Annotated in this window: 19 protein-coding genes; 11 read left to right on the top strand and 8 right to left on the bottom strand. The window is 70.4% G+C overall.

The features are described 5' to 3' along the window. Positions 1–726 precede the first annotated feature (726 nt). The 5 genes from IG98_RS0104925 (at position 727) to IG98_RS52345 (ending at position 5854) form a co-directional block, all read left to right on the top strand. Entirely contained in the window at positions 727–2940 is a 2214-nt protein-coding gene (locus IG98_RS0104925; RefSeq protein WP_037969416.1) for a peptidase domain-containing ABC transporter, read from the top strand. Between the two features lie 73 nt (positions 2941–3013). Beyond that, entirely contained in the window at positions 3014–4000 is a 987-nt protein-coding gene (locus IG98_RS0104920) for an MvdC/MvdD family ATP grasp protein (RefSeq protein ID WP_030906102.1), read from the top strand. 2 nt (positions 4001–4002) lie between these two features. Then, the gene (locus tag IG98_RS0104915; protein ID WP_030906099.1) at positions 4003–5133 is read left to right on the top strand and encodes a TIGR04500 family putative peptide maturation system protein; all 1131 of its coding nucleotides are present in this window, start codon (positions 4003–4005) and stop codon (positions 5131–5133) included. A gap of 144 nt (positions 5134–5277) precedes the next feature. Further along, positions 5278–5433, top strand: coding sequence for a hypothetical protein (locus tag IG98_RS50140; protein WP_157594166.1), 156 nt, complete (start codon positions 5278–5280; stop codon positions 5431–5433). Between the two features lie 301 nt (positions 5434–5734). Further along, complete coding sequence (locus tag IG98_RS52345) at positions 5735–5854, top strand: ALQxL family class IV lanthipeptide (RefSeq protein ID WP_211263884.1); 120 nt, start codon at positions 5735–5737, stop codon at positions 5852–5854. Positions 5855–5880: 26 nt separating this feature from the next. Here the strand turns inward: IG98_RS52345 and IG98_RS0104900 are convergent, their stop codons facing one another. Beyond that, on the bottom strand, positions 5881–8745 hold the full coding sequence (locus IG98_RS0104900) for a PEP/pyruvate-binding domain-containing protein (protein ID WP_030906096.1): 2865 nt from the start codon (positions 8743–8745) through the stop codon (positions 5881–5883). Positions 8746–8958: 213 nt separating this feature from the next. After that, the gene (locus IG98_RS44500; protein WP_157594165.1) at positions 8959–9642 is read right to left on the bottom strand and encodes a hypothetical protein; all 684 of its coding nucleotides are present in this window, start codon (positions 9640–9642) and stop codon (positions 8959–8961) included. 525 nt (positions 9643–10167) lie between these two features. Here IG98_RS44500 and IG98_RS0104890 point away from each other — a divergent pair. After that, entirely contained in the window at positions 10168–11403 is a 1236-nt protein-coding gene (locus IG98_RS0104890; RefSeq protein ID WP_030906093.1) for an NAD(P)/FAD-dependent oxidoreductase, read from the top strand. A gap of 97 nt (positions 11404–11500) precedes the next feature. After that, positions 11501–12076, top strand: coding sequence for a GNAT family N-acetyltransferase (locus IG98_RS0104885; protein ID WP_051751588.1), 576 nt, complete (start codon positions 11501–11503; stop codon positions 12074–12076). Between the two features lie 57 nt (positions 12077–12133). On the opposite strand, the gene IG98_RS46585 is transcribed toward IG98_RS0104885, so the two are convergent. Further along, entirely contained in the window at positions 12134–13744 is a 1611-nt protein-coding gene (locus IG98_RS46585; RefSeq protein ID WP_051751586.1) for an NsdA family TPR-like regulatory protein, read from the bottom strand. Positions 13745–14069: 325 nt separating this feature from the next. Here IG98_RS46585 and IG98_RS46580 point away from each other — a divergent pair, with 325 nt between their 5' ends. Beyond that, a complete protein-coding gene (locus IG98_RS46580) occupies positions 14070–14759 on the top strand; it encodes an ATP-binding protein (RefSeq protein ID WP_030906084.1) in 690 nt (229 codons plus the stop codon). A gap of 247 nt (positions 14760–15006) precedes the next feature. Further along, positions 15007–16716: a S8 family serine peptidase gene (locus IG98_RS0104870; protein WP_037969410.1), complete on the top strand. Its 1710-nt coding sequence runs from the start codon at positions 15007–15009 to the stop codon at positions 16714–16716. 473 nt (positions 16717–17189) lie between these two features. On the opposite strand, the gene IG98_RS0104860 is transcribed toward IG98_RS0104870, so the two are convergent. The 4 genes from IG98_RS0104860 to IG98_RS0104845 form a co-directional block, all read right to left on the bottom strand. Beyond that, positions 17190–17729 carry a hypothetical protein gene (locus tag IG98_RS0104860; protein WP_030906064.1) on the bottom strand — a complete coding sequence of 180 codons (540 nt, stop codon included), beginning with the start codon at positions 17727–17729 and terminating at the stop codon, positions 17190–17192. Positions 17730–18053: 324 nt separating this feature from the next. After that, positions 18054–18227, bottom strand: coding sequence for a hypothetical protein (locus IG98_RS48375; RefSeq protein ID WP_211263883.1), 174 nt, complete (start codon positions 18225–18227; stop codon positions 18054–18056). 324 nt (positions 18228–18551) lie between these two features. Continuing rightward, on the bottom strand, positions 18552–19115 hold the full coding sequence (locus tag IG98_RS0104850) for a TetR/AcrR family transcriptional regulator (protein ID WP_211263882.1): 564 nt from the start codon (positions 19113–19115) through the stop codon (positions 18552–18554). Then, complete coding sequence (locus IG98_RS0104845) at positions 19108–19944, bottom strand: alpha/beta fold hydrolase (protein WP_030906056.1); 837 nt, start codon at positions 19942–19944, stop codon at positions 19108–19110. Before IG98_RS0104845 ends, IG98_RS0104850 begins: the two co-directional genes overlap by 8 nt. A gap of 534 nt (positions 19945–20478) precedes the next feature. Between IG98_RS0104845 and IG98_RS0104840 the strand changes: the two genes are divergently transcribed. Both IG98_RS0104840 and IG98_RS0104835 read left to right on the top strand, forming a co-directional pair. After that, on the top strand, positions 20479–21042 hold the full coding sequence (locus IG98_RS0104840) for an RNA polymerase sigma factor (protein ID WP_030906053.1): 564 nt from the start codon (positions 20479–20481) through the stop codon (positions 21040–21042). Positions 21043–21044: 2 nt separating this feature from the next. Beyond that, the gene (locus IG98_RS0104835) at positions 21045–21665 is read left to right on the top strand and encodes a hypothetical protein (protein ID WP_030906051.1); all 621 of its coding nucleotides are present in this window, start codon (positions 21045–21047) and stop codon (positions 21663–21665) included. 108 nt (positions 21666–21773) lie between these two features. Here IG98_RS0104835 and sigJ read toward each other — a convergent pair whose 3' ends face one another. Beyond that, on the bottom strand, positions 21774–22730 hold the full coding sequence (sigJ, locus tag IG98_RS0104830; protein ID WP_051751584.1) for an RNA polymerase sigma factor SigJ: 957 nt from the start codon (positions 22728–22730) through the stop codon (positions 21774–21776). Between the last annotated feature and the right edge of the window lie 97 nt (positions 22731–22827).

Below are 22827 nucleotides of genomic sequence, written 5' to 3'. Positions count from 1 at the left end.
ATGTCGATGTGAGCGTCGTTCCGGCTGACGGACAGGGGCCCGAGCACGCCGATGCGAAGGGGGCCTCCCTTCCTGGAGCCCGGCCGAACGGTCGCGAGCGGCGCGCCGAGGTCGTCGCCCGAGAGCGACAGGGCCCTCGCCAGTCGCCGCAGCGTGGCCGTGCGTGGTCGGTCCCACCCGGCCCGCCTCGATGTCGCGCGGCGAACGCCCACTCACCCCGCAGACAGCCGCCGGTTCACGTTGGGCTCGCCGGGGCTCATGGCGTCTAAAGATCTCTATACCCGTCTCCTGTCCGGGCGGTAAGTGAGGATTAAGGGCGGCTAAGCGATCCGTAAGGAGCACCCGGCTACCGTCAGAGAGTCCCCGTCATGGCACGTCATCGCGGTTCGGAGCCGCTCGTACAAGGATCGCGATCCGCGACGAGGCGTTGTGAGGGGGCTCGCACGAGTTCACCGCATTCCCGGCAGTCCCGCTTGCCGCGCCATCCGATCCCCGACGATCGCGGCCCGAAGCGGGAGAGCCGGCCACGGACACCGCCGGAACGGCGGGGATGGAGATCGCCTTGATGCCCCGGGGGTCTTGCGCCAACGAAAGGACGGCCGTGATGGAACTCGACATCAAGACGCTGGACATGGGCACGCTCCCAGCCCCCTGGGGGAGCCACCCGGTCCCGGGCGGCCTCTCCCGCGCGACCACCGTCTCCTGAAGCCTCGGACACCACCGTCCATGCGGGTTCCAGTCATACTGCAGCACAGCCTGGTCGAATGCGGGGCCGCCTGCCTCGCGATGATCCTGGGCTCATACGGGCACCACACCTCCGTGCGCGCCCTGGCCGAGGAGATGGGGGTGGGACGGGACGGCGTCAGCGCGCTCACCCTGGTACGCGTCGCACGGGCGCGCGGGCTCACCACCCGGGCGTTCTCCCTGCCCGCGGCGCACGTGCCCGAGATACCCCTGCCGGCCATCGCCTACTGGCGTGCCAGGCACTTCGTGGTGGTGGAACGGGCGGCCAGAGGATGGATCACGATCGTCGACCCGGGGACCGGGCGGCTGAGGCTCACCCGGGAGGAGTTCGCGCGGGACTACAGCGATGTGGTCTTCACCTTCGCCCCCGGCCCGGACTTCCAGCGGGGCCACCTCGGCGAGAGGCGATCCTGGTGGTCGCGCTACGTCCGCTTCATCGTGCTGAGGCACCGGGGCATCCTGGCCGCTCTGGTACTGCTCAGCCTCGTCCTGCAGGGTCTCGGGCTCGTCCTGCCGGCCGCCACCGAAAGCGTCGTGGACCGGGTGCTGGGACGCGGGGAGATCGACGTGCTCCCCCTGATGGGACTGGCCGCGGCGGTGGCGGTGATCGCCCATCTCGTGGCCGGAGGGTTGCGTACCTGGGCGCTGCTCGTGCTGCGGGCCAGGGCCGACACCGCCCTGCTCGACGACCTGGCCAGGCGGCTGCTCACCCTGCCCTTCCGCTTCTTCGCCCACCGGGGCTCGGCCGATCTGGTCTCGCGGATCACCGGAGCCGGCCTGCTGCGGGACATCCTCACCGGTCAGCTGCTGTCCACCCTGCTCGACGGCACTCTGGCCGTCGGTTATCTCGTCGCGGTCACCGTACGGTCGCCGCTGATCGGCGCGGTGCTCGTCGTCCTGACAGCGGCCCAGTTCCTCGTGCTCCTCGTCACCCGGCATCGAATCCGCGACCTGGTCCATCGCGAGCACGAGGCGCGCAATGACGCACAGGGGCAGCTCATCGAGGCCGTCAAGGGAATCGAGACGATCAAATCGTCCGGAGCGGAACCTCAGGTTCTGGAACGCTGGACACGTCTGCTGAACGTCCAGACGCAGCGGACGCGGCGCAGCGGGCTGGCCCAGGGAGTACAGGAAACCGCGCTGGGAGCACTCAGGTTCGCCACCCCGCTGGCGCTGCTGTGGGTCGGCGCGTGGCAGGTGGTGGACCATCGGATCACCCCCGGCGCACTGCTCGGCGTGCTGGCCCTGGCCTCCGCGGCCCTGGCACCGCTGGCCTCGTTGACCGCCGGGCTGCGAAGCCTCCAGACCGCCCGCACCCAGGCCGAGCGGCTCGCCGACATCTGGGAGACCGCCCCCGAGCCCGCCCCCGAGACCGGCCCCGACGGCACGGCGGGTGACAAGGGCGAGGCTCCGGAGTCCTCCGCGCCGGCCGGTCGCCCCGGTGCCGGAGCGCGGAGCGGGATCGAGCTGAGGGCGGTCGGCTTCCGGTACGCGCCCGAGAGCCCGTGGATCGTCCGCGGGATCGATCTGTGCGTCGCCCCCGGGCAGAAGGTCGCGCTGGTCGGAAGGTCGGGGTCCGGTAAGACCACCCTCGCGCGGCTCCTGCTGGGGCTGTTCCCGCCGGTCGAGGGCGAGCTTCTCCACGACGGCGTACCGGCCTCCCGCCTGAATCCGGGACGGCTACGGCGTCGCTTCGGGGTGGTCACCCAGGAGCCCACCCTGTTCACCGGTTCGATCGCGGACAACATCGCACTGGGCAGCCCCGCCGCCTCGTTGAAGGAGGTGGAGGAGGCGGCCCGGCTGGCCTGCGTCCACGATGACGTCATCGCCATGCCCCTCGGGTACCACACCCTGCTGACCGAGGGTGGGGGCCTGTCCGGCGGACAGCGTCAGCGCGTCGCCCTGGCCAGGGCGATACTGGCCCGGCCGCGGATCCTGCTGCTCGACGAGGCCACCAGCCATCTCGACACCGACACCGAGGCGGCGCTGAGCGCGAACCTCGACACCCTCCCCCAGACGCGGATCGTCATCGCCCATCGGCTGAGCACGGTCAGGGACGCCGACCTGATCCTGGTGCTGGACGGCGGCCGGATCGCCGAGAGCGGCACCCACGACGCACTGGTACACCTGGGCGGCCGGTACGCGAGCCTCGTCCGGGCGCAACTGCCGAGGAGTCCCGCGGTCGTTCGCGAGTGATCCACAGGACCAGATTCCGCGGCATCGTTTTCCGACGGCGAACCCGCGCGCCGCTTGCTCTCCAAGGAGATCCGTGTCACCCCCGCATGTTCTCGTCCTCACCCGTGACCACGACCCGCACGCCGACCACGTCCGGCACCTGCTGGCCGCACGCGGTGCCCGCACCACCGTCTTCGACAACGGGGACTACCTCACCCGGGCCCATGTCGAGCTGGCCTACACCGCTCGCGGCCTGGCCCGGCGGCTGCTGCACACCGAGTCCGGCACGCTCGACCTGGACTCGCTGACCGCGCTGTGGTGGCGCCGCCCCAGACCGGCGGAGGCCCACCCGGCGATCACCGACCCATCGGTGGCCGCCTACGCCGCCAAGGAGGGCGCGAACCTGATCACCGACCTCTGGGAGCACCTGCCGTGCCGTACGGTGCCCGGACGAGAGTCGGTGTTCCGGCGGGCCGCGCACAAGCCGTCCCAGCTCATCCTGGCCGCCGAGCTGGGCTTCGAGATCCCGGAGACGCTGATCGCGACCCGGGCGGACGCCCTGTGGGACTTTCACAATCGTCATGACGGGCACATCATCACCAAGCCCATGGGCACGCCGTGGGTGGAGAACCTCGCCGGGGGTCACGCGGTCGTCCGCAAGTGCGACTTCGTCTCGGCCCGCGATCTGGCGTACGCGGAGGCGCTGCGCTTCTGCCCGGTCATCGCGCAGCGGTACGTGCCCAAGCGGCTGGAACTGCGGGTCACCGTGGTCGGCACGCGGGTGTTCGCGGCCGAGATCCACTCGCAGGACAGCAACCGGGCGAGGGTGGACTGGCGCCGGTACGACCTCGGGATGACACCGCACGGCGTGCACGAGCTCCCCGACGAGGTCGCTCGCCGCTGCCTGGTGATGACGGACCGTCTCGGGCTCGCCTACGGAGCCTTCGACCTGGTTCTGACTCCGGACGGCCGGTATGTGTTCCTGGAGATCAACCCCAACGGGCAGTGGCTGTGGATCGAGGAGCTGACCGGTCTGCCGATCAGCGAGGCCGTCTGCGATCTGTTACTGGAAGGAGTCTGACCATGCTGACCACGCCTCCCGACCTCCTGGGAGACGCCCTGGAATGGCTACGCGGGCTGGACGGCGTGTCGCCGGGGCACGCGAGGGAGCGACTGGCGGAGTTGCGCGCCCGGTATCCGGAGACGAGGATGCGGCTGCTGTGGCAGCGCGAGGCGGCCACCGACGAGTACCACTACGACCTGCTGTTCCCCTCGTCCGAGGGCACCGCCTCGCTGGCCTTCGCGCCGGACCGGGTGATCCCCTGGCCGCTGCGGGGAGGTCAGCGCTCCGGTGAGCAGCTCGTCCTGCGCGTCAACGGCGTCGACATGACGATGCAGCAGGTGGTCTCGGTACTCGACGTGCTGTGGGACGGTGTCGCTCTCGCCAGGCGCCTGGTGAACGCCGCCCTGGTCGAGCAGGCCGTGGACGCCCGCGACCAGGACCTCTCCGCCGAAGGGCTTCAAGAGGCCATGAACGCCTTCCGCCGCGCACGTGGTCTGCTGACCGCGCAGGCGGTACGGGAGTGGATGGCCGAGCGCGGCCTGAGTCATGCCCGCCTGGAGGAGATCGTGGCGAGCGAGGCGGCGGTGGCGGCCCTGCGCCGGGAGCTGGTCGAGGGGCGGGCGGAGGAGTTCTTCACCGCCCATCGCGAGGAGTTCGACCGGTTGCGCGTCGTCAGGCTGCGGTACGCCGACCCCGATCATGCTGAGGCCGCCGCCGCCCTTCTGCGTACCGGACGATCGGCAGGGGCCGGGGAGGACGGCACGGTCGTGCCGCCCGGCGAGCCGGAGACGACCGGTGGAGGCGGGGGACCCGATCCCGTCACGCTGGCGGTCGGGGCGGTGCTGGAGGGCGTGGCCACCTGCCGGATGGAGGGAAACGGCAGAGGCGACCTGGTCGCTCTTTTCGGCGCCGCGGCCTCGGACACGCGGGCAGGGGAAGTGCTCGGACCGGCGAGGCTCCCGGACGGTGCTTTCTGTGTCGGGTACGTGCTGGCCGTGGAACCGGCGGTGTTCGACGAGACGACTCGAAGGCTTGTCGAGATGCGGATCTTCGATGACTGGCTGGCGGAGCAACGGCGGCACGCCCACGTGGAGTGGTTCTGGGGCAGCCGGGCCCGTACCGACGAGCTCACCGCCGACCTGCGGGCCTGACGGGGAACCGCAGGGACAGGCGACCGGAAATTTTCTTAAGCCCTCTAAAGAGAGCGGTTGGCAACCGTTGTTAAGTCCCCGGTAAGCGGAGTCGTCGACAGTGGTCACGGTATTCCCTTCTGTACAGGAAAGGAGGAATGTGTCATGGCCATGAAGCCGCGCACTGAACTCGGGGACATTGCTCCGTTCGGGACGGAGCTGGACGAGAGCGCCCTCGGCTACGTCAACGGCGGGCAGCAGTGCATGTCGACGGGTATACACATGGACCCGCCGGGTGTCTCCATGGAGGACGGTGTATAGCGACGGAGGTGCACCTCGCCCCGCCGGTATCCGCGTGACAGACGGATGAGCGGACACCTGCGCGGCAGTTCATAGGTGCCGAACCCGGTCGCGGGCGCGGTGACCTGTGGTCCCCGCGCCCGCTGATCCGCCCTGCCGGCCCTGGAGTGACCCTCGGGCCCGTCACCCGCGCAGGCCCGTGCACACAGTCCGGCCCGCTCGATCCGCACTCGCCGGCCTCGCCGCCCGAACGCCGGACCGGCGGTGCCGGGAGTCACCGTCTGATCGAGCGAAAACCCATACTCACGGAAAGGTCAGTTGGATGGAACTCGACATCAACGTCCTGGACATGCTCCCCGCCCCGCAGGAGAGCGGTCTGTATCCCTGCGCCCCCTACACCTGCTACTACTACACGTGCGGGCCCAACCACACCTGGGTCTGACCCGTCCCGCACCACGTCGTAGGTGATCATCCGGCCTCCGGTGACCTGTCGCCGGAGGCCGGTCGGGCGGCGGTGACGACGCCGGAGGCGCCGTCGACGGTGATCTCCTGGCCGGTGACGATGTGCTCGGTCGCCCCGCTCACGCCCACCACGGCCGGGATACCGTACTCGCGGGCCACCACGGCGCCGTGCGAGTTGGCGCCGCCCATCTCCATCACCAGGCCGCCCGCCGTCAGGAACAGCGGGGTCCAGCCGGGGTCGGTGGAGGGGCAGACCAGGATCTCCCCGGGTTCCAGGTGCGCGCCGACCGGGTCGAGGACGACCCTGGCGGCACCGGTGACGGTGCCCGCCGAGGCCGGGGTGCCGGTCAGCGCGCCGTCCACCGGTGTCCGTACGGCGGTGGCCTCCGGTTCGGTGCCGTCGGACAGCAGGACGCGGGGGACGTGCCTGCGGCGCGACTCGCGGGCGGCCTCCGCGCGCCGCCCCGCCACGAGATCCGCCGGCGCGGGCCGTACGGCCGCATCGGACGGGTGCGCGGCGGCCTCCGCCGGGGCGGGGGAGGGCACCGGCCGGTCACCGTCGGCCGTGGGCGCGACGGCCTCCCGCGCCTCGCGGAAGGTCAGGAAGAAGACGTCGTCGGCGCGGGAGAGCAGGCCCCGGGAGGCCAGCTCGGCACCGACGGCCAGCAACTCGGCCCGCATCGCGGCCAGGGCGGTCACCACGACGTACTTGGGCATCTCACGCAGGCCCGCCAGCGCGCGGGTCCGGCCGAGCGCGAAGCGGACGAGGTGCCCGCGCAGCCCTCCGGCCCGCCCGCTCAAGGTCTCGATCATGGCGGTGGCCTCGGTGGCGCCCCTGGCGAACAGCGCGTCGGGGGCCAGCGCGGGGTCCTCCAGCCGCAGGTAGTTGGCGAGGACGCCGAGGATGTGGGTCGGCTCCTCCGACCAGCGCGGCACCCCGAGGTCGATCTCGGCGACCGCCCTGACGCCGTAGCCGGAGAGAAAGTCCGCCAGGCCGTCTCCCAGCACGCGGGGCAGCGTCCCGGCGTGGAAGCGTTCGGCCAGCTCGGCGGCAGAGGTGCCGAGCAGCAGGGAGACGGCCTCGCCGTCCTCGCGGATGCGGGCGGCCAGCCGCCACAGTGCCAGGTCCATCTCGGTGGTCACGTTGTGCGGGAGCCCGCGCAGCACCGTCTCCAGCTCACCGGGCCGGGCCCGGTCGCCCAGTACCAGGGCGGCCAGGCCGAGCATCGCGAACCCGGCGGCCGCGGCCGGGGCGATGGCCGGCAGCAGCGGGAGGATCTGGCCGCCCAGCATCCGCTCCACATGGTCGAGACGCTCGGCCGGGGTGGCGCCCTCCGGTGCCGGGAGCCGTCCCCGCAGCCGCTCCCGCAGCAGCGCCACGTCCCGGTGCGCCGAGGCGGGGTCGCGCACGGCCCGCACGAAGCGGCGCGGGAGGTGGAAGCGGGCCGCGATCCGCACCGCCCGGCGCAGCGGCGGCCGGAGCGAGGGCTGGGTGACACCGAACCGGGGGTCGTCGAACAGGCCGCGCAGCACCTTCGCGGACCTGGCCTCCATCACGTCGAGCACCTTCGGGAAGGCCACCCGTCCCACCCGGCCGCGGATGAGGCCGGTGACGTCGAAGAACAGCCGCCCGCCCGCCTCGGCGACGGGCGGGGCCCCGGCCGGCCGGTCGGCCACCGGCATTCCCAGAATCTCGGACACCGATGACGACAGCAGCCTGAAGGCCGAGATGCCCATGGGGGTGATCGGCCGGTGGAGACCCTGGGCCAGGCTGAAGCAGAAGTAGATCCGGGTGTCGCCGGGCAGGGGAGCGCCGCCCGGCGGGCTCGCGGACGGCTCCGCGTGGTGGGGGATCGGGTAGAGGGTGGTGATCGGGCGCGCCTGGGTCAGCCAGAGCACACCGGCGGCGTCGACGGCCCACTCGATGTCCTGGGGTGTCCCGTAGTGCCGCTCGACCCGGTCGCCGAGCTCGGCCAGCGCCTCCAGCCGCGCGTCGGTGACGCAGGCCCGCTCCACGAGGTCCGCGGGGGTCTCGACGTGCTCGACGCCGCCGCCCACCAGCGGCCGTACGGCCACCTGCTTGTCTCCCAGGCGGCGCTCGGTGATCCGGCCGGTGGCGGTGTCGAGCACGAAGTGGTCGGGATTGACCGCGCCGGAGACCACGGCCTCGCCGAGACCGGGACTGGCGTCGATCACCGCCTCACGCCGCCGCCCGGTGACCGGGTTGGCGGTGAACATCACCCCGGCCACCTCGGAGAAGACCATCTGCTGGATGACCACCGCCAGGCGCACCGCGCCGTGGTCGATGCCGTTGGCGACCCGGTAGGCGACGGCCCGGTCGGTCCAGAGCGAGGCCCAGCACCGCCGGACCGCGTCCAGTACGGCGTCGGCGCCGATCACGTTGAGGTAGGTGTCCTGCTGCCCGGCGAAGCTGGCGTGCGGCAGGTCCTCGGCGGTCGCGGAGGAGCGGACCGCGACGGGGCCGTCCGCGCCGCTCCTCGCGGCGTCCGCGATGTCGTCGGGGACCGGCGCGGCGAGCACGGTCTCACGGGCCTTGGCGGCCAGCGCGTTCAGGGTGGCGACGTCCTCGGCGGGCGTGGCGGCGAGCGCGGTGAGCAGGTCCTTCAGCGCGGTCCGCTCGGTGACCCTGCGGTAGGCCTCGGTGGTGACGCACAGGCCCGGGGGAACGGGGAGCCCGGCGGTGGTGAGCACGCCGAGATTGGCCGCCTTGCCGCCGACCAGGGGCAGCATCTCCGCCCCGATGTCCTCGAATCTCAGGACGAGAGGCAGGGGCGCGCCCTGCTGAGCTCCCGCCGGAAGCGTCGTGGCCGGGATGCCGTCGGTCAGCCGGTCATGCTCCACGCCGTCCATCGGGCCGCTCCCTGTGTCGCTGCGTCTGATGCGTGCTGCAACGTTAGGCCGGGGAGGGTAATAAATCAACAAGTGATGAATTATCTGTCGTGCCCGCCCGGCCTCGTTCCGCCTGTCCGGCCACCGCTCCGGAGGGCGGGAGACGGAACGGCGACGGCGCCGGCCTGGTGAGGCCGGCGCCGCCGCCGTGAGTCGCGAGTCCGGGGTCGGCGCCTAGTTGCCCCAGCCGAGGAGCCAGACCTGGCCGCCCGCCCCGTAGCGGTTCTTCTGCCACGGGTAGGCCCGGGAGGAGCACACGCCCGTGTAGGGGTTGTAGGAGGTGCAGAAACGCCATCCGTCCGTGACGTCCCAGACGTTCCAGCCGACCCCGTACGCCTGGATGTTCTGGCAGCCCTCGTACATGTAGGTGGGCAGGTTGGTGCTTCCCGTGCAGCTCGCCGAGGTGTACGTGATCTGGGTGCCGTTACCGCACCAGGTGTGGTAGCCGACCCCGTTGAGGCCGGGAGCCCCGTACGTGGTCGTCAGATACCAGCAGCCCGACGTGAAGTTACCGGAGGTGTTGGAGAACTGCCTGGCGGGCGACAGGATGCCGCTGGAGAACTTGCCCTGGTTGGTGTCGATGATCCTGGGAGGGGTCTCCTGCTGGCGGGACATGTCGATGTACTTGTCCAGCCCCCGCCTGCGGATCTCGTCGGCGGTCAGGGCGCGCGCCGTGGGCCTGGGGGGCGGATCGACCCGCCGGACCGGGGAAGCCGGGGAAGCCGGCGAGGCCGGCGAGCCGCCCGGGTAGCCCGGGGAGGCCGGCGGGGCGGGTGAGAAGGCTCCGAGGCTCAGGACGGTGATCGCCGCGAACGCGCAGCTGACCGTGACTCGGGCGAATCGTCGATTCAATGGCATGCGGCATGCTCCTTATCAAAACGGCGCGCCGCGGGCAGGGGCGTAGGCATTCCCGTCCACGGGGCGAGCTTGATGGCGTAGGAAATATATAAGCCCGCCTTTCCTGGAGTGCGGAATCCGGTTTCCGGCCGGGTAAACGAAAATTTCCCCGAGTAATCGGCCGACGGCCTTGCATGCCCTCTACGCCTGTGATTTCACGGGCCCGACCAGGTCGCAGGGAACTCGATGTGACGTGCACGAAAGGGATTATGAAGGACCGGTGTGTTTTTCCGGAAGGCGGCTCGGGGGCCTTTCCGGGGAATTCTCGAGAGTAAACGGATCGTGCCCCGTCCAGGCTTCTTTCGCTGATTTACTGCCCGTTTGGGGGACGTGTTCCGACAAGCGTGCTCAACCCGGTTGTTCGTTTCCCGGGAGGATCGCCCGGTGCTCGTCACTCTGGCACCCACCGTCCGCCGACCCGGCACACCGGATCCGGGCCGCGCACGATCGTTGGAACCGGCGTGGGAATCGGATAGGAAGGAGAGCATGACTACCGAGCAGACGTTCGTCATCGTCGGAGCGGGCCTGGCCGGGGCCAAGGCGGCAGAGTCCCTGCGCGAGGAGGGCTTCTCGGGCCGGATCACGCTGATCGGCGCCGAGACCGAGCTCCCGTACGAGCGCCCCCCGCTCTCGAAGGGCTATCTGCTCGGCAAGGAGGAGAAGGCCAAGGTCTACGTCCACGACGAGGGCTGGTACGCGGCCAACTCCGTGGAACCGCTGCTCGGGCGCCAGGTGACGGTCCTCGACCGGGCCGCGCACCAGGTGGAACTGCACGACGGGCGGTGCATCCGCTACGACAGGCTGCTTCTCGCTCCCGGTGCCTCACCGCGCCGCCTCGACGTGCCCGGCGCCGACCTGGACGGCGTGCACTACCTCCGCAGCCTCGACGACTCGGAGCGGTTGCGCGAGGCGATCCGCGGCGGGGGCAGGGTGGCCGTCGTGGGCGCGGGCTGGATCGGGCTGGAGACCGCCGCGGCCGCCAGGGAGTACGGCTGCGAGGTGACGGTCATCGAGCCGAGGGCGGTGCCGCTGCACGCCGCACTCGGCCCCGAACTGGGCGCCTTCTTCGCCGACCTGCACCGGCGACACGGCGTCGACCTGCGGCTCGGCCGCGAGGTGACCGGGCTGCTGGGCACCGGACGCGTCCACGCGGTCGCCACCGACGACGGACAGGAGGTCGCGGCCGACGTGGTGATCGTCGGTGTCGGCGTGACCCCCAACACCGAGCTCGCCGAGCGGGCCGGCCTGGCGGTGGAGAACGGGATCGTCGTCGACGAGTCGCTCCGCACCGAGGACCCCGACATCTACGCCGCCGGTGACGTGGCGAACGCGTTCAACCTGCTGTACGGCACCCGCATCCGCGTCGAGCACTGGGCCAACGCGCTGAACGGAGGTCTGACCGCGGGCAAGGCCATGCTCGGCCGGCCGGTCGTCCACGACCGGCCGCCCTACTTCTTTACCGACCAGTACGACGTCGGCATGGAGTTCTCCGGCTGGTTCGCGCCCGGCGGATACGACTCCGTGGTCATCCGCGGAGACCTGCAGTCCGGCGCCTTCCACGCCTTCTGGCTCGCCGGCGGGCGTGTCGTGGCGGGGATGCACGTCAACCAGTGGGACGAGGGCATCGCACCGGCCCAGGACCTGATCCGCAGCGGGGTGACCGTCCGCCCAGAGCGGCTCGCCGACCTCTCCGTACCGCTGAGCGACGTCACCAAAGGCTGACGCACGGCCTCGCCCCCGGCACGGGAACCGGAGCGGCCGCCCGCCCGTCCACGGATAAGGAACCGCCCCATGGGAAGAGGGTGCGCAGGAGGCGAGTATGACCCCCACCGAAAACGTGACCGTAGAGACGCACGGCCGCCAGGAGTCACTCGTGCTGGCCGGGACGATCTGCGATCTCTACCAGGCGGTGTTCTCACTGCCTCCCTTCAACGGGAACCGCGCGGAGTTCGCCAACCAGCGCTCCTACTTTCCCAACCTGGCCGACCGGCCCGGATTCCGGCTGACCACCGCGCGCTCCGGCCCCGAGTTCGTCGGATTCGGGTACGGGTACCTGCTGCCCGCCGACACCCGCTGGTGGACCGGGCTGGCCGAACCGGTCGACGAGGAGTTCGCGACCGAGACCGGGACCAGGACGTTCGCCGTCATCGACTACGGGGTGCTGCCCGGCTGGCGTGGCCTCGGGGTCGGGCACCGGATCCACGACGAGCTGGTCGCCGGATCCGGTGCCGAGCGGGCGACACTGTCGGTGCAGCCCAGGGCAGCCCGGACCCAGACGATCTATCGGCGGTGGGGATGGCGGAAGGTGTCCCACAAGCTGTTGGACCCGCCGATCCCCGCCCCGGTCTTCGACATCCTGGTGCTGGAGAAAATGCCCACGGCACGCCGCCGGTGAGCCGACTCGTCAGACGATTCGCGAGACGATTCGCGATGTGACTCGCCGGGCGATTCGTCAGGCGATGAGCTGGAGGGCGTGCAGCTTCTCGTCCAGAGCGGCCACCTGGCGGGTTCTCGCCCACGGGTTCAGCGCCTCGCGGACCTCCACCACCGAGCGGGCCAGCCGCGGCGAGGTGTTCCGGCAGGTGAGGCGGGCGGCCTCGCCGATATGCTCGCACGCCTCGTCGATGGCACGCAGCCGCAGATGCCCGCGCGCCAGATCCAGGCGGCTGAACGCCAGGTTGCGGACGAACGTCGGGTCGATCCGGGCCAGGGAGCGGGCGGCCATCTCGACGGCGGCCTGGGCGTCGCCCATGTCCAGCAGACACTTGGTCTTGGTCGACAGGTACTGCCCGTCGCCGTAGAAGTAGAGCAGCTTACCGCCCACGTCCTCGGTACCCGCGTGGCCGAGCTCGCGAAGGGCCCGGTCCAGGCTCCGCATGCACCGGGCGTGGTCCTTGTGGCGGTCGGTCTTGGCCGAGCGGCGCAACACCGCGGAGTAGGCACGGGCGCCGACGTCGTACGCGTACGACACCAGCAGCTTGCTACCGGCCCGCTGCCCCCAGGCCAGCGCCCCCAGAGCGTGCTCGACACCCTGGCGGGGATCGCCCTGCCAGGTCGCCAGCTGCGACCAGTTGGCCAGGACGAAGCTGTTCATCGCGTCGTTGTCGGCCCGGTGCGCGGCCGACTTGGCCTGCTCGTAGTAGTAGTTCGCCCCGTTGAAGTCGTTGAGGTTGAACAGCACCCAGGCGGTGAACCTGCAGATGTTGGCCAGCAGGTACAGCAACCTCTCGCGCACCTCGTCCGTCGACGCGGCCGGGATCAGCGACCGCACCAGGTGCTGCTGGGCCAGCACGGTCCCCAGCACCGACTGGGGGCCGAGACTGTCCTCCTGCCGCATGCAGTGGTGCAGCACCGCGTCGATGTGGTCGACCGTCGCCTGGTCCACCCGGGACGGCTCGGCGGCGATCAGCGCGAGCCGGTCGAGCTCGTCGTCGTTCAACCGGTCCAGCAGCGGAGAGGCCGCCGCCGCGGCCGCCGCGGCCCTGACCAGGGCGAGCACGTCACGCCGGTTCATGGACGCCGCCCACTGGGCGAGAGCCCGTACGAGGGCGTCGTACTCCTCCTCGCGGGTGGCCCTGACCGGCGCGGGTCCGGTGGGCGGGGCCGGCAGGGTCGCCAGCACCCCCTGGATGTCCTCGCGGCAGAGGCTGCCCGCGGCTCCCGCGGCCACCAGTTCCCGTCCCCGGATTCGGGCGGCCGGGGCGTTGTGCTCGTCGGCATCGCGGTGGTCTTCACCGTCGACCAGATCGGCGGTGCGGCACTGATAGATACGGGCCAGCCGGTTCAGACCGGCGATCGGCGGCTCGTTGCCGGTGGGGCCGGGCCAAGCCTCCCACGACCCGAGCTTGCGGGTCGTCAGTGGCTCGTTCGGCCAGTACTCGTTCCATAGATGGCAGACCTTGGCTTGTGTGAGTCGATGCGCCTCCCGGAAGCCCTGGCGGGAGTTAAGGTGCCAACGTCGCTGGAACTCCGCTGCGACCTCCGCCCACGTGCAACCACGCTCGCGGAGTTCAGCGCTGAAGATGTCCATCTGCTGCTTGACGCTGCGCGGTGCACGTGGCATCGGCTCGGCCTCTCCCGGCGGGTCCTCCGGTGGTGATTCTTCGGGCCGAACGTTACTGGCCGATCACGTTCGGTGACGGCAGAGTGCAGAAATCGGCGACCAGATCGCCGATCCCTGCCGCGGCATCGTCGTGCGGGGCGAATCGACATCCGACAGCGACGAACAGACGTGGTCTCGTCGCCTGTTTCCGGCACGCTCCGCACAGGAGGGTTGAGACAACGCCGGAGCCGTCGGATTCGCGTGATCTCATGGCTCGGGCGGGGCGTCCCTATCTGCGCCGGGGACGTGCGACCGAATCTCCGTTGAACCTCCCTGGAGCCATCACATGACCGTGCTCCCCGTCGAACGGCCGGGACCGATGCATTCACCGTTTCATCCAGATCTGGGCGCTTCCGACCACCTGTCCTTGGACGCGGACGAGCTGCGGCTGACGGCGCAGCCGGCCGCTGCCTCCCAGGCGCGCGAATTCACCCGGGCGCGGCTGCGCGCGTGGGGACTGGACGAGCTCTCGGACGCCTGCGTCCTGGTCGTCTCCGAGATGACCACCAACGCCGTCAAGGCCACCGCCGTCCCGCACATCCCCGACGGTTACGCCTGCCCGCATCCTTCGCCCGCCCCCGCCGGCCCGTCCGCCCCAGACCCGTCCGCCCCAGACCTGTGCTCCCCAGGCCGGCGTGTCCCGGCCCGGCCCGTCTCGCCCTCCTGCGCCTGCCCGCGGGCCACGGACCCGTATCCGATCCTGCTGCGGCTTCGCCTCACCACCGCGGGCCTGTTCGCGGAGGTGTGGGACAGCAACGACGGCACGCCCCGGGTGACCGCCGCCGGGCAGGACGACGAGAGCGGCCGGGGCCTGCTGCTCGTCGGGCTGTGCGCCGACGAGTGGGGCCACTACCGGTCGCCGACCGGCGGGAAGGTCGTCTTCGGCCGATGGATCCTGCCGCCCTCCTGGCGCCGCCCGGCCGTGCCGCCCGGACAGCCGTACGCGTACCCCCGCCTCCGCGTGACGCGTGGGTGATCCCGGGGCGGTCGACACGCCGTGTTCGGCGACGGGGCCGGCGCGCCGCCGTGCCGGCCCAGGGGGAGGCGATGGATCCCCGCGAGACACCGGGCCGCACATTTCAGAGAACGCTTGCTCTGGATCTTGTCACGCTTCGGTAGCGATTCCCTTTTCCGCTGGATTATTTCCGGCCATATCTCCATATTGGCGAAGGAATTTTTGACAAGCGGAGGTATGAGTGAAACGCGTCGTCTTTATCGCTACTGTGGCCGCTCTGGCCGCGGCCACACTGACGACTCCGGCGCAGGCACGGCAGCCAAGTGCCGAAACCGGCCCGAACACCGAGTACGTGGTCCTCTACCGGCAGGGCGTGAGCGCCGTCGACGCCCGGCGGGCCATCCAGGCCGCGGGGGGAAGCCTTCTCAAGGAGAACGGCGCCGTCGGCGTCGCCACCGTCACCTCGACCAACCCCGGCTTCACGGCCGCGCTCCAGGGGAGCGACCCGATCGAGGGCGTCGCCCGCAACCGGTCCGTCGGCAGCGTCCCCAAGACCGTCCCCGCGACCGGCGCGGCGCGCGGGGCCGTCGAGGCCAGGGCGGTGGAGAAGGAGGGGCGCGACGCGCCCGGTGACACCAAGGCCGTCAAGCCGGGCAAGGCGGCCCCCGCCGCTGAGCCGCTGTCGGAGCTGCAGTGGGACATGAAGCAGATCCACGCCACCGTCGACGGCTCCTACAGTCGCGAGCAGGGCGACCCCGGCGTGCTGGTCGCCATCCTCGACACCGGCGTCGACGGGTCCCACCCCGACATCGCGCCGAACTTCAACCACGAGCTGAGCCGCAACTTCACCGTGGACATCCCCTACGACGCCGACGGCAACGAGGTCGACGGGCCGTGCGAGGAGGACCCCGACGGTTCCTGCGAGGACCCCGCGGACGTCGACGAGGACGGCCACGGCACCCACGTGGCCTCGGCGCTGGCCTCCCCGATCAACGGGCTCGGCATCGCGGGCGTGGCGCCCAAGGTCTCGATCGTCAACCTGAGGGTCGGCTCGGACATCGGCTACTTCTTCCTGCAGCCGGCCGTCGACGCGCTGACCTACGCGGGTGACGTCGGCATCGACGTGGCCAACATGAGCTTCTACATCGACCCGTGGCTGTCCAACTGCGCCGACAACCCGGCCGACTCCCCGGCCGAGCGCCTGGAGCAGGCCACGGTCAAGAAGGCCATGCAGCGGGCGCTCGACTACGCCCACGCGAGGGGCGTGACCCTGCTGGCCGGCGCCGGAAACGAGGGCGCCGACATCACCAAGGACTACGTCGACGCCTCCAGCCCCAACTACGTCCGGGTGCCCGGCGAGCAGCCCCACCCGCGCACGATCTCGTCGAACTGCTCCATCATGCCTGCCCAGGGCAACCACGTGATCACGGCCTCCGGGACCGGCGTCAGCGGCCGCAAGGCGTACGGCTCCAACTACGGCGACGGCTTCATCGACCTGGCCGCCCCCGGTGGCGACAGCTTCGACACCCCCGACAACAGGAGTGACATCACCAAGGCGACGCTGGCGGCCTACCCCCAGGCGCTCGCCGAGGCGCGGGGCGAGCTCAACCCCGACGGCACGCCCAACGTCAAGTACCTGGTCCGCGACTGCCAGGGCGGCGTCTGCGCCTACTACGAGTACCTCCAGGGCACCTCGATGGCGGCCCCGCGCGCCGCGGGCGTGGCCGCGCTGATCGTAAGCAAGTACGGTGTGCGCGACCGGGTGCACGGTGGCAAGACGCTCAACCCCACCGTCGTGGAGACGATCCTCAAGGCGTCGGCCACCAGGCCGGGCTGCCCCACCCCGCCCGCGTACACCTACACGCGACACCTGTCGAACGGCAACACGGTCGTCACGACCCACCTGTGCGAGGGAAACAAGCTCCGCAACGGCTTCTACGGCTACGGCATCGTGGACGCCCTCAGGGCCGTCCGCTGACCTGACGGCGCCCCCTCCGATCGGCCGGACTCGCCACGAGACCCCGCTCTCCGTACAGGGCGGGGTCTCGCGCTTCGCGGAGACCAGACCTCGCCGACGCGAACCGCGCCGGGACCGGTGGCCGGAGCCGTTCGGGAAGAGCGGTTCGGGAGGTCGGGTGTGATCGGTGGGCCGGAGCCGTTGTGAGAGGGGATGCCCGGGTGAACGAGATCCTGAGCGCCGCCGGAGACGTGCTGAGCACCGAGCTGTCCGACCCCGTCGACCTGGGAGGCGGCCAGCGCAGCGTCGTGCTGCTATGTGAAGGCCACCAGTCGGAAGACCAAGAACGGCACGGCTGTCCGCTACCTGCACCTGGCCCACAACGAGTTGGACCCGGTCGCAGAGCGCTCCGTGCCCAAGATCCTGACACGAACGGTTCGTGATCTGCCATAACCCCGAGGCGGCCGTCCGTGCCGAGAACAAGAAGATCGGGATCAGTTGCAGAGGCTGATGTACCATACCGGCTTGAAATCTATTATTTCGAAATAGCCCGGGGGAGTCGACTGAATCTCAGCGTGTCGCTGGTTAAGGTACTTAACGGTGACGTTCTGATTGTTGTACACCAAACTGTTGCGGTCGCCATTGACGCCCCAATTGGTCAGGGCGTACTCAGTGCACCTGTGGAATTGAAATCCAATATTCTGACCACCACTCCCCACCTGAGTGGTGCAGAATCTGGATGCTGGGCAGCGCTGTGTCCAGGCGACGCGCCCAATGCGGAGCGGGTCTTCGGTGTACTCGGCGCTGGGGCTCACGGTCACCAGGGCGCCGGCCGCCCCAGCCTCCGTGGTCTCGTTCGATGCTTGCGGCGTAGCAGTCGGCGTGCCGTCAGTCCCCGCTGCGAGGTGGATGACGTCGGTGCGGAGCGGAGCGTCGTCCAGTGTCGCGGCGTTGGTGGTGGTCCCCGTTGACAGCAGTCCTACCGCGACAAGTGTGGCCACGGCAGTTACCCGCTTGATGAGCGTCGCCTTCATGGATCTTCCCTTTCCACGGACGTACCAGTGGCGGATCTCGCCACGAAACGACCCTCACAAGGCACGTTTCAGCGAACAAGATCCCGGGGCGGGAAGGTCTGGAATGTTGGGAATCTTGTCCTTCCTCGGCCGCCCGGGTCCGGTCAGCGAAGGCCGGCCTCCGGGGAGGGATGGCCATGAACTCGGCGGCGCTTCCGAACGCCCGCCCCGTCACCTACGACGAGCTGGGAAACGGCGGAGTCGGGGCGCCCCCGTATACAAGGCCTGGCTTCGAGGTTCCGCGAGCCGGGCGGTTCTCGTGACAGGGCTTGGTTCGACGCCGGTTCAGTGGCCGCCGGTGAGTTCTCCGCTGAGGGTGTCGTGCATCCTGGCGCTGTGCGGGTTGAGGCCGATGATCTCAACCGTCTTGCCGCGGGCCTCGTACTTGGTGGTGACGGCGTCCGGGGCGGCGACGGAGGAGGCGTCCCAGATGTGCGCGCCGGCCAGGTCGATGATCACCCTGTCGGGGTCGCCCGAGTGGTCGCCGCAATGAGACCGGCCCTGAGGCCGGAATGGAGCCTCCTCCGTGGTCGGTTGAGCGCGTTCGACCCCGCTCGCCCGCCCGCCCGCAATGAGACCGGCTCGGGGGTCGGAGTTTATCCAGCCGGACGAGACACTCGCGCTGGAATTCCGCGAAAACGATACCTACTCCCGCATGTCCCGCCCGAGATGACCAGCCTGGCATTCGTCCCGCTGCTCCGGTGCACTGTCTGAAATGGCCCCACCGCAGGAGCCCCCAGCCGTGCCCGGCGACCGGGGCGATCGCCGACGGCGGCGGCATTCTCAAACAGTGCGCAGGCCCCGGTCGGCGAAGGCGATCAGCCACTCGAAGCTCTCGTCGATGTCGGTGCTCCACTGGAAGCCGTTGGCCACCTGTAACGTGGCGAAGCCGTGCCAGAGGCTGCGGAGCATGCGCAGGGCGTGGTCCATGTCGGACTCTCCGATCTCGTAGCCGCGCAGGACCGCCGTGAACGCGCCGAGCAGTCGCCGGCTCGCGGTGGCCAGCGGATCGTCCGGGCTGGACGGTTCCACGCCGATCGTCGCGGCGTACCGGCCGGGGTGCTCCAGGACGAAGGTGTGGAAGGCACGCGCCGCGGCCGCCAGGGCATCGCGGCCCGCGTATCCCTGGATCGCGCCGCCGACGGCGTCGGCGGCCTCGCTCAGCGCCAGGGCCGCGATCCGCCGGTTGAGGTCCTCCTGACTGCTCACGTGCTTGTACAGGGATGGGGTACGCACACCCACACGCTCGGCCAGCAAACCCATCGTCAGGTTGGCGAGGCCCACCTCGTCGGCGAGGGCGGCACCGGCCGCGACCACGGCCGCCGGGTCCAGACCGACCCTAGGCACGAGCGGCGTCCGACCGGAGGAAGGAGAGCACGAGCGAAACCACCTGGTCGGGGAACTGGTCGTGTGGGTAGTGCCCGGCGCCTTCGATCATCTCAAGGCGACCGAGGCCGGACGGCAGGGCATCGACGATCGCCGAACCCTCGGCGCGCGGGTCGGCCCAGTCGGGATCGAGCGTGCCCATCACGACCAGGACCGGGCAGCGGACGTTGCCGAGCTGCGCACCGGCGTCGGTCGGGGCGCTGCGGCCCATGCCCTGCATGGCCTTCATTCGGCCCGGCTCGCGCATCAGGGAGTCGATGCGGCCGAGCCGCTCGGCCCAGTCGGCCGGTTTCACGCCGGGGTAGGCCACGTCGAGGTACGAGCGCCAGAGCGGCACGCTGCCGAACGCGGCCGTGCCGAGCAGCCGCAGCATGCCCTGCCGGAAGCGCTTCGTCCGCAGGTCACCGAGGCTGATCGACTGCTTGCGGGTGAACGGCGCCAACTCGACAACCGCGGTGATCAGCGAGGGCTCCTGCGCCGCGGCGATGGTGGCGGCGCCGCCGGAGGCCGAGTGGCCGACGAGCACGGCCGGGCCGCCCAGGTGGCGGATCACGGCGAGCAGGTCGCCGGCGATGTCGGTGCGGCTCCAGGCCGGCCAGTCGACGCTGGACTCGCCGCAGCCGCGCAGATCGACCGCGGCGACCCGATAACCCGCCGCCATCAGCGACGGGATCACCGCACGGTACGCGGCGCGGCTGTCGCCCATGCCGTGGGCGAGGGCGACCAGCGGGCCGGACCCCGCCACCTCGTAAGCGATCGTGCCGCCGTCGACGGCAAGGTACTCGGTCACGACATCCTCCAGGTTTGGCTAATACTGTTAGCTAAAAGCTAATATAATTAGCCAAGCCTGTCAACGACGAAATCCTCGGCACGGCCAGGAGAAGCGATGAAGCGTCCGAAGTGCGGGGCAGAGGCGGTGCGCACTGCGCGCACCGTAACGGGCGGCCGGTGCGCGGGCGGCAGAGTGTGGACGGTCGCCGGTGCGCCGCCGACCTGCGGGGATGTCGGTCACATGATCGGCCGGACAGCTCCCAGTGGTGCGTGTCTCTGCACGATGCCCCGGTTTTTGCGAAGGTGGGGCCGGGCATCGCGGGTGAGGTGGCGCGCAGGCCACCTCCCGTCGCCGTCGCAGGAGTCCGTGCGGCAGTGCGATCCACATCGCGCCCGCCGAACGGGGTCGGCATGCTCTCGATGAGCATGCGCGGACTGGGCGTAGGACGTGGCCGTGCGGGGTCACCGGACGGGTCGCCAAATGATGCGTGAAGCATTTCGGCCTGGCGCGGTAAGTACAGGTGACCGCATACGCCAGGAAAGGCCAATATGCATGACAATCACCCGCGAAGTCGTCGAGAGCGATGACGCGACCCTCATCGAGAGGTCGCTGAACGAGCCGGAGAGCTTCGCCGTCCTGTTCGACCGGCATGCGCCGCTGCTGCACCGCTACGTGACCAGGCGACTGGGACCCGGCGAGGCGGAGGACGTCGTGGCCGACACCTTTCTGGCCGCCTTCCAGCGCCGGGGCGATTATGACCGGGGCCGCCCCGACGCCCGCCCGTGGCTGTACGGCATCGCCTCCAACGTGATCGGAAAACGGCGGCGCACCGAGAGAAGCCTCTACCAGGCGTACATCCGCAGCGGTGTGCATCCGGCGGAGATACCGGGCGTGCAGGTCGAGGACGGGGTCAACACCCTGGCCGTCAACCGGCCGCTGGCACGAGCCCTGCTGGGACTCAAACGGGCCGATCGCGACGTGCTGCTGCTCGTCGCCTGGGCCGAACTGAGCTACCAGGAGGTCGCCGACGCACTCGCCATCCCGCTGGGCACCGTCGCCTCGCGGCTCAACCGGGCCCGTACCCAGATCCGCCAAGCCCTGGGACAAGGAGAATGACGATGGACGAACTGAAGACCATGTGGGAGACCGTTCCACCGGCCGCCCCGGAGGATCTCGCCGGAGCGAGGCGGCGGCTACTGAACGGGATGCACACCCGGCGGCGCGTCGTCACCGCACCCCGGCTGCTGGTCGCGGTCGGTGTCGCGGCGGCGACCGTCGTCACACCGATGATCGTCGGAACCGGGACCCCCGCGTACGCGGTGACCAAGAGCCCCGACGGCACGATCACGATGACCGTCAACGAACTGCGCGATCCCGTGGGACTGCAGGCCAAGCTGGGCGAGGTCGGCATCAAGGCCGACGTGGCGTTCCTGGCCCCGAACACGCGGTGCGCGGACGGCCGATTCAGCAGCGTGGACCCGGCCTACGACGGGCAGCCCGCCACCGATCCGGACGAGCTGCGTTCGCTCATGAACGAGTGGCGCTCGCCCAAGGTCACCCGGCCGATCTCCGTACGTGAGATCCGGATCTTCCCGGAGCACATCAACTCGGACGAGACGCTCGTGCTGGAGTTCCGCGAGGAAAACGACGGCGCAAAGGTGCCCTGGCGACTCGGCGCCTGGCTGGCCCAGGCGGGCACATCCGTGAAGCCGTGCACACCCATCGCGGACGCCGGCTAGGCCCGCTTTCCACACGTCAGCAGCTATATCTGATCCAGTGCAGTGGGTAATCGCCCCAGATCAAGCGGGGGCATGTGCGGAATACACGGTTAGGACTTGTCCGGGCGATCATGTTCGAAGCCGGATGGTGAGGGCTGCCGCAGTTGTCGTAGTCGGCCGGACAAGTCCGCCGTCCCGTACCCACGGCCGTAGCTTTTCCGGATTGCGGACCGCCCAGATCCGGGTGACGCGGCCGTCGGCGACCTCGAACGAGGCCACGGTCATGACGGCACCGGCACGCCGGGCCACCAGGCCCGGCACACCGTTGACCGACCGCTCCAGGAGTTCGAACCCCGCGACCTTGTCGGCGATGGCGACCATGTACTGGGCGATGCGCGCACCGCCTTCGATCGGACGCAGGGCGGTACCGACCATGCCGCCGCCGTCGGCGGTCATCACGGCGGCCGGGTCGAGGAGCTCGACGAGGGCCGCGATGTCCCTGGTCTCCCATGCCTCTTTGACCTGCCGCACCGCGTCGGCCTGCCCGGCCGCCGTCGCCGGAGCCCGCGCGACGCGCACCCGCCGCCGGGCGGAGGCCGCGAGCTGCTTGCAGGCCGCGGAGGTCCGGCCGAGGATGCCGGCGATCTCGGCGAAGGGGTACCGGAAGACGTCGTGCAGGACGAACGCCACCCGCTCGGCGGGGGTCATCGACTCCAGGACGACGAGGAAGGCCATGGTCACCGATTCGTCCAGGACCATCTGGTCGGCGGGGTCGGTGCCATGGCCGTGGTCCCACTCGGCGCGGTCGGGCAGCGGATCGGGCAACCACGCGCCGACATAGCGTTCACGCCGGGCCCGCGCCGAGCCGAGCACGTCCAGGCAGATACGGCCGGTCACCGTCGTCAGCCAGGCGCCGGGGGACACGATCTCGTCCTGCCGGCTTCGTGGCAGCGCGTACCAGCGCGCGTAGGCCTCCTGTACGGCGTCCTCGGACTCGGCCAGTGAACCGAGCAACCGGTAGGCGACATTGAGCAGTTGGCGTCGCTCACCGGCCATCTCATCGGCGCTCGTCCCAGCCGTCCCCATGCTCCCGGCCGCCCCCTCGCCTTACCTTTCGCGGGCCCGCGTCGTCGGACCGGTGAGACCTTATCGACCTACTGCCCCCGGGCGGAAAAGGGGACCG

This window comes from Streptosporangium amethystogenes (genome assembly GCF_000721075.1).
Taxonomy (GTDB): domain Bacteria; phylum Actinomycetota; class Actinomycetes; order Streptosporangiales; family Streptosporangiaceae; genus Streptosporangium; species Streptosporangium amethystogenes.
Note: the sequence above shows the minus strand (reverse complement) of the source record. Positions and strands in the feature narration are given on the sequence as shown.